Origin of the sequence: Bradyrhizobium sp. UNPA324 (assembly GCF_006658635.1) — a bacterium.
In the GTDB taxonomy this organism is placed as follows: domain Bacteria; phylum Pseudomonadota; class Alphaproteobacteria; order Rhizobiales; family Xanthobacteraceae; genus Bradyrhizobium; species Bradyrhizobium nanningense.
Genome location: NZ_LFJD01000004.1, coordinates 1,822,644 through 1,842,289 on the forward strand (window position 1 = coordinate 1,822,644; position 19,646 = coordinate 1,842,289).

Below are 19,646 nucleotides of genomic sequence, written 5' to 3' on the forward strand. Positions count from 1 at the left end.
CTGGGATGTTTCGTGGGCGCGGCGCTATTGCGCTCGCGCAGATCTTTCGTTGCGCCAAGTACCTTCTCGCTTGAGCTCGTCAGCTACCTCCTTGGGCATATATCGCTCGTCGTGTTTTGCTAGCACGGTGTCGGCATGAAAAAGGCTCGGTCCTTCCACCGTGCCCTCGGCGACAACGCCCTGTCCTTCACGGAAGAGATCCGGCAACAATCCGGTGTAGCTGACGTCGACATCGTGCTTTAGGTCTGTCACCGCGAAGATGACAGTCGACGAACCCTCATGAGTGAGTGAGCCACGTTTCACTAGCCCGCCGATGCGCAGCCGGGTGCCTGGCGGCGGCGCCTTTGCGGCCAGTTCGCTCGGCCCATAAAAGAAGACAATACTGTCTCGCAACGCGAACAGGATGAGCCCTATCGCGATCGTCAAAGTGACGCCAGCTGCGCTGATGATAGCGAGGCGCCTGCCCTTTCGCGTCAAGATCTACTCCTCTAAACGAAGCTGTCTGACGAGTTCATCCACGCTGGCCGACGCTTGCTCATCGCCTGCTAGCTGAGCACGTGCGCTTGCGACAGCCGCCTCGGCCTTCTCGCGCTCACCCAACGCCGCGTAAGACCTAATAAGTTGTAGCCATCCTTGAAGGTGATGGCCGTCCTTCGAGAGTTTCTCGGCGAGCTCCGCTACCATCCCCCGGATCGCGTTGCTCCGTTGCTCTGGAGGAAGCCCTGCAATGTTAGCTCCGGCTTGGCCGGCGTGGATGTCAGGAACCGCGGCAGCGAGGCTAAAATCTCGATTGGACGGCCTCGATGCGATCGGCATGTCAGGTTGGCTGGGAGCGCCGACCTTGAGGTACGACGCGAGCGCGACGAGCGGCAGCATTAAGACGATCGCCAAAGCCGCCGCGCCGCGTCGCTCACCTCCACGACGGGACGCATGCGGCCGGCCCTCGCATGCCGAGTTGAGTGACGCGAGCAGCCGGCGCTCGATCTCGGCGCGAGTCGTCACGGCATCTTCAGATGCTAGCAGTCCGCAGCGCACGCCTTCATCCGCTTCAGTCAGAAGATCGCGATAGAACGTCACATTCGGATCGTGAGCGCGAACGACCACGCGCCGCTCGGAAAGCGACCTCGCCAGTGCCAGCGCGACTGAAGACGTCATCATTGCAAAAATGGCCCACAGCACGTTTCAAGACCTCCGTTTGTCCTCGCCACCGCATATCGCACCACCCGCCGGTATCTGCCGCCGTTGAAGCTCGGGCTAACCGACTGTGCCGTTTTCATTGGCAGCTCGGACTTTGCGAACAATGTAAGCGGACGGAGCCCTACGACGCCGAGACAAGAACCGATCCTTCTTGCATCCATCGCGGAGTGCAATGGAGACGTCATGGACGCGCCGCTTCGGCAATCGCCGCCATCAAACCAGGCCGACTTGCGTCCGAGATGCCACCAACCAGCTTGTAAGCGATTGTGCCATCGCCCTTGATCACGTAGGTCTCGGGAACGCCATAGACACCGAAATCGATTCCCGTTCGGCCCGAGCGGTCAGTGCCGACCTGTGCAAACGGGTTGCCGTGAGCGACGAGATAGGCCAACGCATTTTTGGGATCGTCCTTGTACACAATGCCGGTGAGTTTCACGCCCCGTCGCTGCAGAGTCGGGTCGCTCGCCAACGCCATTAGGGCTCCTTCTTCTTCCCGACACTCAACACACCATGATGCAAACACGTTCAAGATTGTCACGTGCCCTCTCCGCAAATCTGCGCTCGACAAGCCGGGTGGACCGGATGTTGAAAGCCCTTCGAGCGGCTTCAGCGCAAATTGCGGTACTGACCTGCCTATTAGAGCAGAGGGCACGAGTGAGGGGTCTCCGGCCCCGAGCCGCACTAGAAGTAGTGCCGCAATTCCGCAGAAGACCAATAAAGGGATAACCACCCACAAGCGGGCCACTCGGCGTCGAGGCGGCGTGGCACTCGATGATAGGTGAATTGAGGCCGGGATATTGCTCATGCGCGACCGCGCCGATCCGAGTGATCAATAAGACGAGACAAGGTACGGCGCTGAAAGCGGTAGTCGATAAGCACTGCTACAATCATTCCAGCTAGAACAGTGCCCGTCACCAGAAACGCCGCCATGATGAATCCGTTATGCCGCAACATGGTCTGCTCAGGAAGCTATTTCGGCAGACAGCATACGAGTCATCGCCGCCTCGCCATTTACCGCTAGCGTGATCGCAAGCCGCCGGGCTCGGCGTCGCATGATCTCGTTGCGAACCGCCATAACGTGGAGAGTCACGAACAAAAGTGTGTATGCGAGCGCCATAACGATCAGCGGCCATAGCATCGAGCCAGCAATCGCCGAGCCCTCCATCCGGAACACCGACGCCGGTTGGTGGAGCGTGTTCCACCAATCAACCGAGAACTTCACAATCGGAATATCGATAAAACCGACCAGGGTCATAATCGAAACTGCTCGTGCCGCTCTACTCGGGTCCTCGATTGTCTGCCAGAGCGCGATGAGACCGAGATAAATGAGAAGCAGAACCAGCATGGAAGTGAGCCGTGCGTCCCAGACCCAATATGTGCCCCACATTGGTTTGCCCCACAACGAGCCCGTGACCAGGCAGATGAAAGTGAAAGCTGCGCCTAGGGGTGCGGCCGCTTTTTGAGCCGCATCGGCGAGTGGATGACGCCATACCAATGATCCAAGCGAAGACACCACCATCAACGTGTAGGCGAGCATCGCTGTCCAGGCGGCGGGGACGTGGATGTACATTATTCGCGCCGTCTCACCTTGCTGATAGTCGGGGGGCGCGTCGAACGTTCCAAATAGACCAAGCGCGAACGCGACGGCTGTCGAACCCCAAAGCAACGGCAGCAGCTTTGCGGTAATGCGCACGAAGTTGCCCGGATTGCTATAGGCGCTAAAGCTGAGCTTCAAATTTCGCTCTCCTCGAAGCCAATCTGCAGGCGGGGGGGGAATTCACTCGCCTCCGAACGCGGCTCGCGAAAGGACTCTGCTCTCGGGTCGCCTGCAAGCAGATGAGTATTGCATCACAGGAGGCACGGGTTCGCAAATTACCCTCAGTTATCATTTCGATGCCCGAAGGTCAGAGTTTAGACATATCTATCGAGACGTCGGCCCGATGAGGTTTGATCCTTGACGCTGATTTTGCACGAAGAATATTTGGCTGCGCTTTGAGGCTCGGGGTTGTGCAGTCACGTAGTTGGCGTTGAGGATGTGGAAAGCGTCTGGGGATGCGCGATCACTTGGATAAGTGGCCTCGCGTCTGACGCATGCCTGTCGTGGTAACGGTCGAAGCACTCAACGGCTATCGGTGCTCCTGGCTCGCCGCTTGATCCGGAGGCGGCAATTATGACCACGTCGATGTGGAGTGCGGTAAGCTAGCGGCTTAGGTCAGTAGAAGCGGTTCGCCGAGCGGCGAGCGTCTTGACCTTTCGTATAGGATCCTTGCTGCATTTGGATGGCTGACCTGTACCAGCGTTCAATTGAGCCGGCGATCGCGATCATCGTATGTATGAAGCTGCGATGGTCCTCTCCCCCCGCCATCGCTGCCCACCTTGGGCGCCTCCCTAGACTTGGGCCGCTTGTGGCAACGCAGGCGGCCTTCTTTTGTCTACGCCCATTCGGAATTAGACCGGCGTTGATTCAACCAATACCTCTGTACTGTCACTCGATACCCGCGCCCAATGGCGTCAATCACAAGACCCGTGCTAGCTGTTGATACGGAATGAAAAGCAACGGAACCGGCCCGCGAGCAGGCAGTTGCAGGATAGGGTCGGCGGCGTAGCGCCCGACCGACCTTTCCCCTGATTGAAACGTGCGTCGCCGATCCCGCAAGTGTCTCTAGTTCGACGGTTCGCTGCGGAGAGCCGGCCATGAAAAACATCGTGGATCTCCTAATCTGGTTTTGGCGAGGGAGCCCGCCCGCGCCCAACACACGACTTGGGGCTACGGCCGAAAATCGAGACCAATCCAGCATGGCCGATTTTGTCCGCATCTTGCAGGCCCACGATCAAGACCAGTACGGAGAGAGTTAGGGGTGTCCGCGTAGCAATCGGTTTCGCGGGTCTCAGGGGCCGGGATAGAAAATGCGGGCCACGGGACCGCTATCAAGGGTACATTTCTAAACGGCCATCGCGGTACCGGTGCATCCTTCGAGAATCGGCCACGCATCTTCAAACTCCAACCCGTGACCGAACTCGTGAGAACTATCTCGCACCAATCACGATAAGCGCATAGTGGCCTATGATGTTGTGACCGCGAAGATTAGGGACGCATTTCGATTGCACTCGCCACAAAGTCGCAAGCTCGGGCGGACGCGATGATCTACCACCTCCGAATGATTAATTTGCCGTGTCTGACGAGTTTGCTCGGCGACTGCATAGTTTGCCTCCAAGTAGGGCGTACGGAATTGTTGATTTGCTACAGGCCCGACTAGCCGGCGCGGCAAACTAGAGCTGCACCAAAATTGGGGCCAGGCCAAACAATAGGCGCTTGAAGAACAATCGTTCCAGGTTAGGACCCGCCGCCCGGTATTTCTGGTCTTGTGTTTCTCCGTAGCATGCGCGGGATCCTGAGGGACATCCAACCAACTCGGGGGCGCGCACGACGGTTCAGGACTCCGAGTTGGCCAGGTGAAGCTCCGCGTGAATTAAGTCGAAGCCTGGATATACGAAAGTCGCAGCTCGGCTCCGCGAAAGTTTATCCCCGTTTGGCCCTTCCTGTCAGACGCGCAAATACGAGTGCAATTGAGGACCAAGGTATCACACGGCATGCTCACCTCGACCCGTTCGTCGCGGATTCGGGCGAAGAAAGCCGACGCTCAGCCTAGTGCACACGCAGAAACACCGCGACAATGGAATTAAAGAGTCCTGAATAGACACCCGGAGGTCGAACCCATGTGTCTAGCAAATGACGGTCAGTTGACAGCACGAACCCACTTTGAGCGAACAGGAGAAGCCATGCCCGAAGGCCCCCTACTACTTCCGACCTCCAAACTGGGAGCCGAACTCCACCAAGTGCGTTTACGGACGAATTCGACGACGCCACGCCGTTCGCCGCGTGGTCCTGACGATCTGCAACACCTTTCAAGATCGCAAGCGTTGCTCCCGATAACCCCGTCCCGAAACTTTGAAGGCGACCATGACTGCTCCATTTTTGATACAATTCGCCAATCAGATTGTCACCTCGTGGCGGACGTGATCCATCCTGTCGTTGAAATCTCTCCTTCCGACACTGTGGCACGCTTCAAGGTAAATGGGCATGGCATGACGGCCGAATCCTTGCGATTCACCGGACGAGGTAGAATCCAGAATCATTTTCGGGCTCCAGTCCATATGCTCGTGGTGTACGAGAAGGGAGAGCGCAGTGAAGGAGAGACATTCGTGGAAGGTCTGCCGCGATCTGCGCTCCGAAACCTCGAGCGGAAACTGACATTCGTGCCGGCTGGCCGCGAATTTCACGATTGGCACGAGCTGCGCGGGTCGCAGATGCGGCTCATGTATTTCTACTTCGAACCTGAGAACCTGAAGGTTCTTTCTCAGCGTGGCATCACCGACCTACCGAACGCTCCACGTATACTATTTGAAGACGAAGCGCTCTGGCACACCGCGCTCAAGCTGAAGGCGTTCGTCGAGAGCCGTGCAGGAGACCCGATGTACTTCGGGAGTCTCGGTACTCTGCTCATACATGAAATCGTGCGTTTCACTTGCGGGATGCCCAGCATTCAACCTCAGCTCCAAGGCGGCCTTGCACCGTGGCAGCAACGACTCGTCAGCGCCTATATCCAGGAACATCTCAATGAGCGGATACCGATTGGCACGTTGGCGCAGCTCGTTCGTCTGAGCCCATATCATTTCTGCAGGGTATTCAAGCAATCTCTCGGAATGCCGCCACATCGGTACCAAACCAAGCATCGTGTTGAGCACGCCAAGTTGCTGCTGGCAAAACGAGCGGGCTCGATGACAGAAATCGGTCGGGCGGTAGGCTTCAGCAGTCGTAGCGCGTTCGCCACGGCGTTCCGGAAGGCGACGGGAGTTGCCCCGGCGGATTACCGCCGAAGCGTGGCTCCTCCTTTGACATATGAATGACCTGCGACGTCGCGACCAAGTCGCTATTCGGAACGTGGAGGCATCTCGGCCTCTCATTGCGTCGAGGTCGGTCTGGCTTTCGGCGCCTTAGGAACGCAGCTCACGAGCCGGAAGAAGACCTGCATCTGCGAGTGATGGCCTAGCAGCAGCCGTTCGCACGACGTAACGGCGAGCACGGTATCGCACGTAAACGGGTCATTTCGGTCTTAATCCGCCGAACCGGTTAACACGCCGCAAATCGGAGATCTGCCGTAATCGATGCTCCCCCATAGCCCACCAGCAACCGGATAGGAGCCGAAAGAGTCGTGGCGAACAGAACGCAGAAATCCCGCCGTGGGAGCTCAGCAAAGGGACCAAAAGCTGAAGCGGCGCGCAAAGGGGACCACCCCGCCCAAATGCCACCGAGTGATCCCGGGTTCCCTAAATACGTCGCTGCTAACGAAGCGTGAAGGTGAGCTGACATTTCATCGAGCGGCTACAGCGTGGAGGTGAGGACATTGGCGAACCTTCTCGTGGCCCACGAACCAAGGCGTTCCACGCTGGAACTCCCCTCATGTGTTGAACGGCCTTCGTGGAGGTGATATTTTTACACAAAGTTGGGAGAGATTATCTCGTGGCGCAGCATTCTATTCAAAAGCGTGCAGCAGCCGAGGAGCCAACTATCGCGGTCGTTGACGATGACAGGGACTTCCGCGACTCACTCGGAGATCTGTTCAACTCGGTCGGCTTCAAGGTCAAGTTGTTTGGGTCGGCCGCGGAGCTTCTCGAAGGCGAATTATTACCCGACGTGGTGAGCTGCCTTGTACTTGACGTTAGATTGCCGGGCTTGGGCGGTCTCGACTTCCAAGCCGAGCTGTCGAAAATGAACGCTTCCATTCCCATCATCTTCATGACCGGTCACGGCGACATTCCGATGTCGGTTAAGGCGATGAAGGCAGGCGCTGTCGATTTCCTGACGAAGCCGTTCCGCGATCAGGACATGCTGGATGCCGTGACGATCGCGCTGGAGCGCGATCGGACGCGGCGAAAGGTCGAGCAGCGGCTTACGGACCTGAAATCGCGTCTCGAACGTTTAAGCCCGCGCGAGCGAGAGGTGCTGGCTCTCGTGACCTCTGGCTTAAAGAACAAGCAGATCGCTTTCCAGCTAGGCGTAGCTGAGATCACTGTGAAGGCGCACCGCGGCCACGTGATGCAGAAGATGGGTGCGCAATCGCTAGCCGAGCTTGTCAGAATAGCGGAGACGCTTGGTATAAAGTTGCCACCGTCCTAATCGCTTCGTGGTGTCTCCATCAGCGAAAAATGCTTAGGCGCAAACCAACTGATGCTTTTGATCGGGTGCCGGAAGCGCCCCCCTGACGCGTCGAGCGCAATGACCTGGCATCAGCGCACGTGTTCGGAAGTGGCCCAAATCGGGTTGACCTATTCAGAAGTTCTGGAGCACTTATTCTAAAGTATAACATCGATTGTTCCGAGGTCTGGCATCGCCCGTCCACAATATAATCGCGGGTCCTGACGCTTCTCGTTATAGTACGATGCTTGGATAGCCGCGCGGTGCCCTACTTGAGATACGGAACGCGAAATGCGGCGGTCCGCATCCCCAGCATTGAAGGCGGGGATATGTCTAGCGAGATTCAGATTTCGATCATCGATGATGATGAGCAATCTCGCGAGGCGTTAGCGGGTCTCATGCAGGCAGTTGGCTTCACGACTGAGGCCTTTGCATCCGCAATGGATTTCTTGGCCTCTCCTAACGTCGGCCATACCTCCTGTTTGATCGTTGATGTCCACATGCCGCGCATGACTGGGCCTGAATTGCATAGCCGCTTGGTAGGATCTGGCTATGACATACCAACAATTCTGATCACGGCTTACCCCGATGACAGCGCGCGAACTCAAGTTCTGGGTCAGGGCGTCGTTGGCTATCTGACCAAGCCCATTGACGAAGAGGTTCTGCTCGGATGCGTCGAATCGGCTCTGCAGCGCGCAAAATCGGATGAAAACCCATCATGACCGCGAAATCAGCTGCCTGCTCGGCCAGGTTCGGTCCCGAGCTTCAGCTCGAAGATCGTTGCTCTTTGAATGGGTCGCCGTGGATGTGATATCCGTTAAATTCCCATAAGCCCGGCGATTCGCGATCCAAAAACTCGATCCCGCGTACCCACTTCACGCTCTTATACGCATAGAGGTTTGGCACCACGAGGCGCAACGGGTAGCCATGCTCGGCCGTAAGGAGTTCGCCGTTATGCCGCAGGGCGAAGATCGTCGTCGGGCGCAGAAAATCCGAGATTGGCAGGTTTGCCGTGTGGTTATTCTCGCCATGGACCATCACATGCCGCGCCTCTGGCCGCAGCTTCACTCGCTTCATTAATTCTGTGGCGAGCAATCCTTCCCAATGGTTGTCGAACCGACTCCAGTGCACGACGCAGTGCATGTCCGCAAATACATCGCTCTGCGGCAGATTGGAAAGTTCTTCCCACGAAAGCCGCAGTTGCTCCTCTACCAGGCCGAACACTCGAAAATCCCACGTCTTGGGACGAAAGACCGGCACCGGGCCCACATGCTTCACCGGCCACTCGAGCGTAAGCGACTGTCCTGGGGGCAGCCGCCCAGCGGCACGCAACTCACGCTCTCGTTCACGTCGCTCGTTCGATCGCACAGCTACCTCCATCGCAAGAGAATGGCGCGCGCAAAAGCACCGCGCGCCCTAGTTAGCGTAACTTGTAATTTCCCGGGCCCGAAAACGCGGTCAGCCGGGTGCGGCGGACAAACATTGAGCTTCTGGTACGCCACATGCCGAGAAGCGGCGAAGGAGCCTCACTGCTCCTCCCCCTCACCGATCTCGGAATCGGAATTATTTGCAGACTCGGAGAGTAAGCCAGGGACAGTCTTGCCGGTATTGTGACGGAAAATGTTGACGGCTCCGATCACTTCGTCGTCGTTGTCACGAATCGGAAAGACATTAACGAGCGCCAGAAGACGATTGCCGTTGGGATGCTCGCAAATCACATCGGCGTTGCGAACGGTGGCGCCGTTGTTGATCACCACGGATGGTGGTGCAAGTTCGTGCGGCATCACTTCTCCTGAAGGGTAACGCAGAAGGTGTGACCCGCAATACTTCTCCGAGGCTCCCAAAGACGGCGTGCGTCCCCAACCCGCGATTGCAGCTTTGTTGCACTTGACGACAGTGGCATCCTTTTCGAGAACGTATATCCCTACTGGGATAGAATCCATTGCCGCTTGGTCTGCAAGAATTCCTTTTGTGACGAGGTGCCCGTCGACGACTTCTCCTCGGAAGTCGATTTGGTCGAAGTCGCCATCCAAAATCATCGTGCTTGTTGCGTTGGTTGCCATTTTCAACCTCCTTTGTGTACCCACCTTGCTCATAGGACCTATTCGGCCTTACACTCGAATTTGAGTAAGCATAGTCTCGCAAGTCACTACCGTCGTCTCACCGTGCGCCGCACGATGTCTCATTTTGCGCCGATCGCCATTCGGTTGTTGTTCGGCTAAGGCCGCGGAGAGGCGGGTGCGGTGATCGGCTCGCCCGCTGGAACCGAGACGCAAAGGAACTCTCCACATCCGCCATTAAAAAGTGGCAGCCCCAAAGTCTGGACCCTCGCTTTGCCCATGTAACCGGTCTAAGTTAGGTTCCAAAGCATTTGGTCGGCCCACGGGATGATCATGCAAGTCCATTTTTCCACGGACCATATTGCGCCGCGCGACCGCGTGAGGTTCTGGTGCGACTATTTCGCGAAGCAGGCCCATAGCATCACGCCGGGCGAGATTCCGGATCCCGCTTCCTTTCGCGCGGAAGCGAGTGGATCGATTGCAGGCGAATTTGCGCTGCTGGAGATAAGTTCGGGACTTGAGAGGGTCCAACGGACGGCGGCCGACGTTGCCAGGGACAAGATTGAAGCGTTCTTCGTCCGCCGATTTCGCGCGCCGGTCATCTGGAGGGCCGCGGCGCGCAGCACGCCAGTCGACCTGATTCATGAGCCCGGTGATTTCTGCATAAGCTCGACCGAATGGCAATTCAACGCGGAATGGAAAGGCCCAGAGTCGTTCGACATGCTGATCATCCCGTGGGCTGCACTCTCGCCGATTATAACCGGGGGCCGACTGGAACGCCCGTTTCGGTTGGCCGGTGCCTCGCCGCTCGGCTCGCTGCTCGGCGCAGCTATTGATGCGGTGAAGGCGCAAGCCCCGCTGCTCTCCAACGAACACGGTGAGGCCGTGCTGCGCAATCTCTGCGGTCTCGTGGCACTGAGCTGTAACATCTCCAACGATGGCATCAATCGGGGGCGGGATTCGCAACAATCGGCGCGGCTCGCGGCCGCCAAGCGTTACGTCGACCTGCATCTCGCCGATCCTTCCCTGACCGCCGCCAGCGCCGCGGCCGCACTCGGCATCTCGGCGCGCCAGTTGCATCGCCTGTTCGAGGCAAACAATGTCAGTTTCGCCCGATACGTTTCGCGCGAGCGACTGCTCCGGTGCCGCGACGCCATCGCCGACGCGACGGGAACCGGCCGATCGGTGATCGATATAGCTTTTGGCTGGGGGTTCAACAGTATGGCGACGTTTTATCGCACGTTCGCAAGCGAGTTCGGTAGCCCGCCTACCATGCTGCGTGCGGCATCGCAAGGACGAGTGAATGGCCAGCGCACGACAGGAAAGGACACATCGTGAATGCTCGGGGCGATCTCCCGCTTGGCGCTAAATGAGACGTTGCCTGGCGCTAAATGAGACGACGTCGCAACTGCTTCCGTGTGAATGACCCAGGGAAATCGCGCGCCAATGAGATGCGTCGGGTTGCATGACGTTTCTATGCGCGTGAGGTGTCGCATCCGATTGCTATCATGTGTCCGCGCAGCCGAGTGAGCCGCGCCCGCACGCAAAGGAAATGACATCGTGGATGCCGTGCAGCAGGAGCTTGTTCAGACCACCTTCGCCCGGCTGGCGGCGATGCCTGAGGTCGCCGCGGCGTTGTTCTACGAGCGGCTATTCGCCACCAATCCGAATTTCCGGCCGCTATTCAGAAACAACATGCGTATTCAGGGTGTCAAGCTAATGACCATGCTCGCTATGGTCGTCTACAATCTACCCGCGTTGGATCAACTTTCGCCCGCGATCCATGACCTTGCCGTCCGCCATGTCGAGTACGGGGTTAAGCTCGCCGATTACGACGCGGTGCGGGAAGCATTGCTCTGGACCCTCGAACAGGCGCTTGGAGAGGATCTCACGCCCGCCGTTCGTGAGGCGTGGACGGTCTGCTACGATGAACTCGCGGGTGAAATGAAGGCGGCGGCCGGCGTCTGATTTACGATCTCCCGCCTGGCACTATGCGCCTTTTTTCCTCTCTGGAAGCCGTGATCCCAATATGTCTGCTCCGGGTCTTGGTTGTGTGCAAACGGATAGGATCGGCGCGCGGCCGTTGTCGGCCGAAGTTTATGACCTCGTGCGTAACAATCGGATGATGTCGCGGTGTCCACCGCGACTTGGACATTATCGCCGACGACACCCGAGGGCATCCGGATCTGTCAGCGATATCTGTTGATCCGGCGTATTTGCGTATCGTACGCATGCGACGAAGACCGCCTGATTGACGCATGCGCGAGAGCCGGGTAGCGCTATGATAGCGCTGCGCGAAGGTTAGGCACCTTGCTGAAGTGGTGATGCTGTGGCAACAAGATTGTCACCTGTCCCGGGGCTCTCGGGGTACGTGCTGGTGCCCCTGCGGGAAAGCGCAGACTTTACCCTTTACCGCGGCCGAAAGCACGACGCCCCCTCGCCGGTCCTAGCGATCGCACTCTTCGAACAGCCGTCGCCTCAGAGCATCAGGCGGCTCATGCACGAATACTCGCTCGGAGCCGAACTCGATCCCGCGTGGGCTGCCAAGCCTCTGGCCATTGCTCGTCACGAAGGGCGGATGATCCTCTTACTCAAGGACCCTGGCGGTCAGCCGCTGGATCGGATTCTTGAGCGTGACCAGGGGCAACCGCTCGACCTGGCTCGTTTCCTTAGAACCGCCATTGGGTTGGCAAGAACACTCGGTCAAGTCCATCAGCAGGGCTTCATACATAAGGATATCAAGCCTGCGAATGTCCTCGTCGACGACACCGGCAACGCGTGGCTCACGGGATTCGGGATTGCCTCCAAACTTACGCGCGAGCGCCAGTCGCCCGAGCCTCCAGAGTTCATCGCGGGAACGCTCGCCTACATGGCACCCGAGCAGACGGGACGAATGAACCGTTCGGTCGATTCTCGGAGCGACCTTTACTCGCTTGGGGTGACCTTTTACGAGATGCTGACCGGGAGTCTTCCATTCACGGCCTCCGACCCGATGGAATGGGTGCACTGTCACATCGCGAAACAACCAGCCGTACCCAGCGAGCGCGTAGGAACGGTACCGACCTCGGTCTCCGCGATCACGATGAAGTTGCTCTCGAAGACGGCGGAGGAGAGGTATCAGACAGCGGCGGGAGTTGAGAGCGATCTTCGGCGCTGCCTCTCCCAATGGGAGTCCCAGGGGCGGATCGATGACTTCACCCCTGGCGCTCACGACACCCCAGATCGCCTTATGATCCCCGAGAGGCTGTACGGGAGGGACCGCGAGGTTGACGCTCTGCTGACCGCCTTCGACCGCATCGTACGCGGTGGCGGTGTAGAACTGGTGCTGGTCTCCGGATATTCCGGCATCGGCAAATCCGCAGTCGTCAATGAGCTCCACAAACCACTCGTGCCGCCACGCGGCTTGTTTGCATCAGGCAAGTCCGACCAGTACAAGCGCGACATTCCGCATGCCTCGTTGGCCCAGGCGTTTCAGAGCCTCGTCCGGCGGCTCCTCAGCCAGAACGAGGAAGACCTGCGCAAATGGCAGGACGCACTTCGCGAGGCGCTGGGTCCCAACGGACGGCTCCTCGTCGATCTGGTCCCAGAATTGAGGCATGTCATTGGCGAACAGCCGCCAGTGCCCGAATTGCCGCCGCAGGAAGCACAGAGACGTTTTCAGATCGTATTTCGACGGTTCATCGGCGTATTTGCGCGACCCGAACATCCGCTCGCGCTCTTCCTCGATGACATGCAATGGCTAGATATGGCCACACTCGACCTCCTCGAAGACCTGTTGACCCGCAACGATTTGCAGCACTTGCTGCTCATTGGTGCGTACCGGGACAACGAGGTCAATGCCACCCACCCGCTCGTGCGTAAGCTGGAAGCGATCCGTCAGGCCGGAGCGGCAGTGCAGGACATCGTTCTCACGCCACTCAGTCGCGACGATCTAGGCAAACTGATCGTGGACTCCCTTCACTGCCAACTGGAGCGCGGCGCCCCACTGGCAGACTTGATCCACGAAAAGACGTCGGGCAACCCGTTCTTCGCAATCCAGTTCATTTCTACTCTGTCGGACGATCGCCTACTGAGATTCGATTATCGCGAGCGCCGTTGGGTATGGGACCTGCTCCGCATTCGTGACAAAGGCTTCACGGACAATGTTGTAGAGCTGATGGTCGAGAAGTTGAAGCGCCTTCCGCCAGAAACCCAGAAGGTACTCCAGCAGTTCGCCTGCATGGGCAACAGTGCAGAGTTCGAGATGCTGCGGATTGGGTATCAGGGCTCGGTCGAGGACATCCACGACCATCTCTGGGAAGCCGTGCGATCGGGCCTCATCTTCCGTACGGACAATTCCTACCGTTTTCTGCACGATCGCGTGCAGGAAGCCGCCTACTCGCTGATTCCGAAGGAGCTGCGTGCCGAGGCTCACCTGCGCATCGGAATGCTCCTCGCCGAGCACACGCCCGCTGAAAAACGTGAGGAGGCGATATTTGAGATCGTCAATCAACTCAACCGGGGCTCCCATCTTATCACCTTAGTCGAGGAACGCGAGCGCGTCGCGGAACTTAATCTGATCGCTGGCCGGCGCGCGAAGCTCTCGACAGCATACGACTCGGCGCTCAAGTATCTCAGAGCCGGCAGAGCCCTTCTTGAAGAAGAGACTTGGAAACGTAATCACCAGCTCATCTTCTCGATCGAGTATCTGACAGCCGAGTGCGAGTTGCTCACTGTCACGGTTTGCCTCGCCGCCGGGGATCCACTCGCCGAAGTGCAAAAGGAGTGCGAGAACGGCTTGGCATCTGCTAGGCGGGCGCGTTTCGGCCTGGCCATCGAGCGCTGCGAAGCACAACTCGGTCTGATCCTCACCTTGCGCGGGCTGACTGCAACTTTCGGATGCCTGGATCACGAGGGATACAGTGAAATCGATACCGAACGCCGCTTAACCAAGAGCCCCGACTTGGTGCTCGCCGAGTTCTATTACTGGACGCGAAAGCTGCAGGCGCACTTTTTCGCCGGAGACCTTGCGTCGGCGGTTGACGCCTCGCTACACGCCGAACCGCTGCTTTGGACGTCGGCGGCAATGTTCGAGTCAGCGGAGTATCGACTCTATAGCGCACTGGCGCATGCGGCGCTCTGTGATCACGCCACACCGGAGGAGAGACCGAGGCATTTCGATTCTGTGCTGGACCACTACCGGGAGCTCCAAATGTGGACTGAGGCCAACCCCGAAACCTTCGAAGATCGCGCCACGTTGGTCGGCGCCGAAATCGCCCGCCTTGAGGGCCGGGTGCAGAACGCCCAAGAGATGTACGACAAGGCTATCCACGAGGCTCACAAACACGGATTCGTGCACAACCAGGCAATTGCCAACGAGATTGCCGGCTGCTTCTACGCAGAGCGCGGTTACGAGAAGATCGCGGCGACCTATTTGCAGGCCGCACGGGCCTGCTACCTGCGCTGGGGAGCCGACGGAAAGGTCCACCAACTTGAGGAGCTTTATCCCCACCTCAACGTGGACAAGTCGATCCCGGATTCCGCAGCGACGATAGTGACACCCAGCGAGCAGCTCGACTTGACTACCGTACTCAGAGTGTCGGAAGCAGTGTCAGGCGAGATCGTCTTCGAGAAGTTAATCAACACCCTCATGAGTTCGGCAATCGAACACGCGGGCGCCGATCGAGGTCTCTTGATACTTTCGCGAGACGACAAATATCAAATTGAAGCGGAAGCCACAACCAGCGGTGACAACGTGAACGTGGTCCTGAAACAGGCACGCGTCACGGCCGCTGATCTACCGGAGTCTGTGTTTCACTACGTTCTTCGGGCAAAAGAAAGCGTTCTCCTGCACGATGCGTCCAGTCAGAGCTCGTTTTCAGCCGATGCCTATATTCGCGACCATCGCTCGCGGTCAGTGCTCTGCCTCCCGATACTTAAGCAGACCAGGTTGATTGGAATGCTGTACTTGGAGAACAACTTTGCGACTAACGTGTTTACTCCTGCTCGAATGGTGATCCTCACACTGCTCGCTTCCCAGGCGGCTATCTCAATAGAGAATGCCAGCCTGTACCGCGAGCTAGCCGAGCGGGAGGCCAGGATCCGACGGCTAGTGGATGCCAACATCATCGGCATCTTCGTCTGGGATCGTGAAGATCGGATCATCGATGCCAACGAAGCTTTTCTCCGCATCGTCGGATACGACCGCGACGATCTCATCTCCGGTCGACTGCGCTGGCGGGATCTGACGCCCATCGAATGGCACGAAGCCGACGCCCGACGCGTGGCCGAGCTGGAGGCGACCGGAACCGTGCAACCCTATGAGAAGGAGTACTTCCTGAAAAACGGCAGCCGCGTGCCGGTGCTGGTCGGGGCAGCGACGTTCGGCGGGCGGCACGACCAGGGCGTTGCCTTCGTGGTCGACTTAACGCAGCGCAAGCGGGCAGAGGAGGAAATTCGCGAAAGCGAGCGGCGCTACAGCGACGTGCAGATGGAGCTCGTGCACGCGAATCGAGTCGCAACAATGGGGCAGCTCTCTGCTTCGATTGCCCATGAAGTCAACCAGCCGATCGGCGCGACGCTCAACAATGCCTCAGCGGCGTTGCACTGGCTAAGCAAAGAACCGGCAGATCTGGAGAAAGCTCGTCAGGCTCTCAACCGGATCTTTGCAAACGGCAATCGCGTCAGCGAGGTCGTCGGCCGGATGCGCGCCCTTTTCAAAAAAGCACCTCTCCGGAAAGAAGAAGTTGACATCAACGGAGCAATCCTTGAGGTCATCGCCCTGACCCGCGGCGAAGTCGAGAAGAATGGCATTGTGGTGCAGTCACACCTCGTGGACGGCTTGCCGCTCATTCAAGGAGATCGGGTCCAGGTGCAACAAGTGATTATGAACCTGATCATGAACGCAATCGAAGCCTTGAGCTCGATCTGTGAGGGGGCGCGAGAATTGGTGATCACCACCGATAGGAGCGAGTCGGATGGCGTTCTTGTCGAGGTGCGGGATTCAGGTCCAGGCCTGAGCTCAGCGGATCTTGAGCGCGTTTTTGACGCTTTCAATACGACAAAGCCCGGGGGCTTGGGGATGGGTCTGTCGATCTGCCGCACCATCATCGAAGCGCACGGGGGACGACTGTGGGCCGCGGCCGCCGAGCCTCGGGGAGCAACTTTTCGATTCACGTTGCCCGCACAGTCAAATCGAGCCGCGTGAATCGAATATCCTGCAGCGGACCAACAGCAGAGCGAATATCTATCGACCGCAAGACTCTTGGTGTTTTTCAGCTTTTGCGATTTCAAGCGTTGCCCGTCGCCTACGTGACAGAGCTGCACCAGTATTGAGTTCGCCCGTTGAGTCGCCTTGATCCAATGACAGATAGCGACCCGGGAGGGCAGGCGCGCTTTAGTGTTGCTAATCCAAAAAGGCAGCTACCAACCAACCAACCAAAGGCGACTTCTCCTATTAATTCTGACTTCTAGGACGCGGCTGACCCTTAACCCAACTTAGGTTGACAGGTGATCGAGACCACGGAGCTGCCGAGCAGGCCAGAGACGAAGCGGAACTACTCACTCGATAAATCCGCAAGAATGAGAACGCCGCAACAAGAACCGAGCTTACCGTCGCGCTCAATCTGCTCTATCTCTGGCCAGACATCAAGACAGCAGCGTCACGGATAACCAGGATGCGAACCATATTCCCTGCGCCAACTGCATTGCCCACCGGGACCGATGTGACCGTGAGGGGTACAAAACGCTGTGCGCATGACGTCGACATCCAAGGTCGCCATCAGCACATCGAGATCGGATCGAGGCCATGCAAGGTTCATGATCCAAGGTTTTTGCCGGACCCTCGAATTGAGCTGATGTCATCGTCCGCGGCGTTAGCAGGAAAGAGCGTTGGCGAGAGAACTTTTTGCCAGGCGGATATCGAGAACTCCGGGCCGATGCATAATTCCCATTTCGTCAAAAACTCCACGACCAATCCTTTTGCCATCACCCCTGCTTCCCATGGCGACGAGCTGAAATGGTCCGGACCATGGCAAATCTCTCGGGTGTGAGCATGCATCTGCAGTTTCATCAGGTGCGATACTTCTTGGCCCTCGCAAGGACGCTCAATTTTACCCAAGCGGCAAAGCAATGCAATGTGACTCAGCCAGCACTGACAAAGGCGGTTCACAAGCTGGAGGAAGAGCTCGGCGGAGCGTTGATTCACCGTGAACGTCGTTTCACCCAACTCACCGAGTTGGGCAAGATGGTTTTGCCCACGCTCGAGCAAGTATTTGCCGCCGCGGAGGCGGTACGGCTTCAGGCGCGAAGTTATCAAAAAAAGACAATCGCCAGGCTCAAAATAGGACTGTCGCCATCAATCTCGGCCGCACTCATTACGGAAGTGCTCTGGGAGCTCACTACGACCATCCCTGACCTACGTTTCGATCTGCGCGAAGCCGATGCCAATGGGCTCGTTACGATGCTCTTGGATGGCGAAATCAATGCGGCGCTCGTCGGCGACGCTGTGGAACTGCCTGAACGTATCGATCGCTGGCCGCTGTTCGAAGAGCGGTACATGCTCGTTCTCCCTCGGGAACATGTAATGGCGAGGAAATCCGTCATCCCGCTACACGACTTGCACGAGTTGATTCTTCTTGAAAGGGTAGGATGCGATGTCGCAAGCAGATTCGTGCGGGCTTGTCTTGCCGACCATCAAAGTCCAAAAATTGTGCATAGCAGTGATCAGGAAAAGCATCTTCAGCAAATGGCATCCGCCGGTTTTGGAGCCATCCTAGCCCCAGAGCACGCACCCAGGCTGCCATCACTCGCCGGTATTCCGATTGAGGGGGATCCCGTCCGGCGCGAGGTGCAGCTCTTGGCCGTGGCGGGGAGGCGGTATTCGCCGGCGCTTGACGCCTTTATCAAAATTGCTCGTGCTCGCGATTGGACGAGCGTGCTGGACACAATCCGCAACGCATCCGCACCTGCCTCGAACAACGACAACGTTCGGAAGCCTGACGCGCAAGGTGCAAGCTCTCTGTTTGAGTCGCGGCTTCGAGTCGATCGACCACGAGATCGTCGGATAATTCGGAGCGAAGATCGAGAGGCGCGGAACCTCCCGCAACCTCACTCAGTTGAGCGGCGGTGACTACTCTCCAGAAAACGAGCTTGGTCTGACGGAGGCATTTGAGATCTTTGGGCCGCTCCTCAGAATGAGCGCAACTCTGTCGGTGCAATCCTCGGGAGCGGCCGTCCGCTAGGAAGCAGAGAAGTCCCGACTGGATCCGCTGCCCCGCCGCTTCGGCAGACCCACGGAAGATCGAGTCTGGCTTGCCTGTTTAGAAGGTCACTCTGGTCGCGTAGGGCTCGCCTACACAGAAAACCATGCGCGCAGGGCTGTCGGTCGAATCAAGTACGATGCGGTTGCGGCAGGGCCTATCGAAGCGCCGCCATTCGAATGTGCGTTTTTCTTCAATAGGCACCGGCTTCCTAGCCATCCGCTCGAATGGCAACAGGTATGACCACCCCCTGATGCGCCTCAGCGTCGTAGAGGGTGGCCCAGCAGCGTCGCCGTGGTTCGTATCATCAGAGATGATCGAAGTCTCGCGCGGACCGCTTTCATCTGAAAGCTATAGACGCACCACGGCCGGAGAGAATGAAAACAATAACGATACTGCATTTCTAACTGCGCGCGAACAACAATACTGTCCTCATGCACCTCATCGATACTTGGTGGCAGCACGGGTCGCGCAATCACACCGCGGCTGGTCCGGTTTGCGCCGCCTCTACTCTCGATGCTCCAATAACTCGATAGAGCCGCCCAGCATGCAGGAGTTGCCTTATGCCCCTTTGCAACATCACAAAGTCCATCCACACCTACCTAATCGACTATCCTGTAGCCATCGTCTTAATGGTCGCGCCGTTCCGGTTGAACTATGGCAAGACGAGTCCTGTCGCGCTGTGGCTTTCCGCGGTGACCCGCGCCACGGCGCTGCTGCCGCCGACTTTCGTGGACCACACGACGGGGCTCATCCGGATCATTCGTTCCTGGCTCCATCTGTGGGTTGATAGCGCATTGGACGCGATTTCCATCGCTGCCCCGTCCGCCGTCCATTTTGGTGTGCCTTACGTCTGGTACTACTGGATTCTCGCGACTGCAGTATTGCTGACGATTTCCGCGAGAGCCTGTCATGGCGTTATCTGGTTGACTTGCTCTGTCTAAGACACTGTGT

Annotated in this window: 15 protein-coding genes; 8 read left to right on the top strand and 7 right to left on the bottom strand. The window is 57.9% G+C overall.

Annotated features, from left to right (window positions below; all coding sequences use genetic code 11):
• Positions 1-24: 24 nt before the first annotated feature.
• The 5 genes from ccmE to UNPA324_RS09040 all read right to left on the bottom strand — a co-directional run bounded on the left by ccmE (position 25) and on the right by UNPA324_RS09040 (position 2,932).
• Positions 25-477 (bottom strand): cytochrome c maturation protein CcmE, encoded by a 453-nt coding sequence (ccmE, locus tag UNPA324_RS09020; protein WP_141934463.1) that lies wholly within the window; start codon positions 475-477, stop codon positions 25-27.
• A gap of 3 nt (positions 478-480) precedes the next feature.
• Positions 481-1,179, bottom strand: a complete 699-nt coding sequence (gene ccmI / locus UNPA324_RS09025; protein WP_141934464.1) for a c-type cytochrome biogenesis protein CcmI — start codon at positions 1,177-1,179, stop codon at positions 481-483.
• 199 nt (positions 1,180-1,378) lie between these two features.
• Positions 1,379-2,002: a DsbE family thiol:disulfide interchange protein gene (locus UNPA324_RS09030; protein ID WP_141934465.1), complete on the bottom strand. Its 624-nt coding sequence runs from the start codon at positions 2,000-2,002 to the stop codon at positions 1,379-1,381.
• On the bottom strand, positions 1,999-2,151 hold the full coding sequence (gene ccmD / locus UNPA324_RS09035) for a heme exporter protein CcmD (protein WP_141934466.1): 153 nt from the start codon (positions 2,149-2,151) through the stop codon (positions 1,999-2,001). The genes UNPA324_RS09030 and ccmD overlap by 4 nt, the downstream gene beginning before the upstream one ends.
• A gap of 7 nt (positions 2,152-2,158) precedes the next feature.
• Positions 2,159-2,932, bottom strand: coding sequence for a heme ABC transporter permease (locus UNPA324_RS09040; protein WP_141934467.1), 774 nt, complete (start codon positions 2,930-2,932; stop codon positions 2,159-2,161).
• Positions 2,933-4,977: 2,045 nt separating this feature from the next.
• Here UNPA324_RS09040 and UNPA324_RS09045 point away from each other — a divergent pair.
• The 3 genes from UNPA324_RS09045 to UNPA324_RS09055 all read left to right on the top strand — a co-directional run bounded on the left by UNPA324_RS09045 (position 4,978) and on the right by UNPA324_RS09055 (position 8,115).
• Positions 4,978-6,105 (top strand): helix-turn-helix domain-containing protein, encoded by a 1,128-nt coding sequence (locus UNPA324_RS09045; protein ID WP_181769340.1) that lies wholly within the window; start codon positions 4,978-4,980, stop codon positions 6,103-6,105.
• Positions 6,106-6,718: 613 nt separating this feature from the next.
• Positions 6,719-7,375, top strand: a complete 657-nt coding sequence (locus UNPA324_RS09050) for a response regulator transcription factor (protein ID WP_141934469.1) — start codon at positions 6,719-6,721, stop codon at positions 7,373-7,375.
• Positions 7,376-7,722: 347 nt separating this feature from the next.
• Complete coding sequence (locus tag UNPA324_RS09055; protein WP_141934470.1) at positions 7,723-8,115, top strand: response regulator transcription factor; 393 nt, start codon at positions 7,723-7,725, stop codon at positions 8,113-8,115.
• A gap of 43 nt (positions 8,116-8,158) precedes the next feature.
• On the opposite strand, the gene UNPA324_RS09060 is transcribed toward UNPA324_RS09055, so the two are convergent.
• A complete protein-coding gene (locus tag UNPA324_RS09060; protein WP_246667147.1) occupies positions 8,159-8,671 on the bottom strand; it encodes a molybdopterin-dependent oxidoreductase in 513 nt (170 codons plus the stop codon).
• Positions 8,672-8,919: 248 nt separating this feature from the next.
• Entirely contained in the window at positions 8,920-9,456 is a 537-nt protein-coding gene (locus UNPA324_RS09065) for a PAS domain-containing protein (RefSeq protein WP_141934472.1), read from the bottom strand.
• A 330-nt stretch (positions 9,457-9,786) separates the two neighbouring features.
• Between UNPA324_RS09065 and UNPA324_RS09070 the strand changes: the two genes are divergently transcribed.
• From UNPA324_RS09070 to UNPA324_RS09090, 5 genes are all read left to right on the top strand, one after another.
• Positions 9,787-10,791 (top strand): helix-turn-helix domain-containing protein, encoded by a 1,005-nt coding sequence (locus UNPA324_RS09070; protein ID WP_210246757.1) that lies wholly within the window; start codon positions 9,787-9,789, stop codon positions 10,789-10,791.
• A 222-nt stretch (positions 10,792-11,013) separates the two neighbouring features.
• Positions 11,014-11,421 carry a globin domain-containing protein gene (locus tag UNPA324_RS09075; RefSeq protein ID WP_246667148.1) on the top strand — a complete coding sequence of 136 codons (408 nt, stop codon included), beginning with the start codon at positions 11,014-11,016 and terminating at the stop codon, positions 11,419-11,421.
• Positions 11,422-11,950: 529 nt separating this feature from the next.
• Positions 11,951-16,639 (top strand): trifunctional serine/threonine-protein kinase/ATP-binding protein/sensor histidine kinase, encoded by a 4,689-nt coding sequence (locus tag UNPA324_RS09080; protein WP_210246758.1) that lies wholly within the window; start codon positions 11,951-11,953, stop codon positions 16,637-16,639.
• A gap of 822 nt (positions 16,640-17,461) precedes the next feature.
• Positions 17,462-18,562 (top strand): LysR family transcriptional regulator, encoded by a 1,101-nt coding sequence (locus UNPA324_RS09085; RefSeq protein ID WP_246667149.1) that lies wholly within the window; start codon positions 17,462-17,464, stop codon positions 18,560-18,562.
• A 693-nt stretch (positions 18,563-19,255) separates the two neighbouring features.
• A complete protein-coding gene (locus tag UNPA324_RS09090) occupies positions 19,256-19,636 on the top strand; it encodes a hypothetical protein (protein WP_141934475.1) in 381 nt (126 codons plus the stop codon).
• The last annotated feature ends 10 nt before the right edge of the window (positions 19,637-19,646 follow it).